This is a genomic window from Mesorhizobium sp. M2E.F.Ca.ET.219.01.1.1, from assembly GCF_004016445.2.
Lineage (GTDB): Bacteria > Pseudomonadota > Alphaproteobacteria > Rhizobiales > Rhizobiaceae > Mesorhizobium.
This window is the reverse complement of sequence record NZ_SADT02000083.1, coordinates 1-387: the sequence shown is the minus strand read 5'-3', so window position 1 is coordinate 387 and position 387 is coordinate 1. Positions and strand designations below refer to the sequence as shown.

Annotated in this window: 1 protein-coding gene; it reads right to left on the bottom strand. The window is 57.9% G+C overall.

From position 1 onward, the window contains the following. Window positions 1-245 (bottom strand): c-type cytochrome (locus EN862_RS35010; protein ID WP_135913296.1); only part of this gene is annotated, 245 nt, incomplete at its 3' end. Between the last annotated feature and the right edge of the window lie 142 nt (window positions 246-387).

Here is a 387-nt window from a genome sequence, read left to right as displayed (position 1 = left end):
TTGACGACCAGCGACATCATTGAACTCTTGCGCTCTCCGGCCTTGTAAGCCATCAGCGCGTGGACCAGATAGTCGTACTTCTGCCCGGCGATATTGGGCGTGTAAGACATTTTGCCGAGGCCATCCGTGCCGTGGCACATTTGGCATTGCACCATGACTTTCCGGCCGGCGATGCTGTCGCCTGCTGCCTGCGCAAATGATGAGTTGACCACGAGGGCAGCCAGGCCAAGGATCAAACCACGCATAGCTATGCTCCGTGCATGCTCCATCGTCCGTGGCCTTAGGTCGGACGACGAGGCACCCTACACCCGGCGAGGCTGCGTAGCGAGCTATATTAGCTGTAGCTTGATTACACTCACTCGAAGTGATCCAGTGCCGACCTCTCCC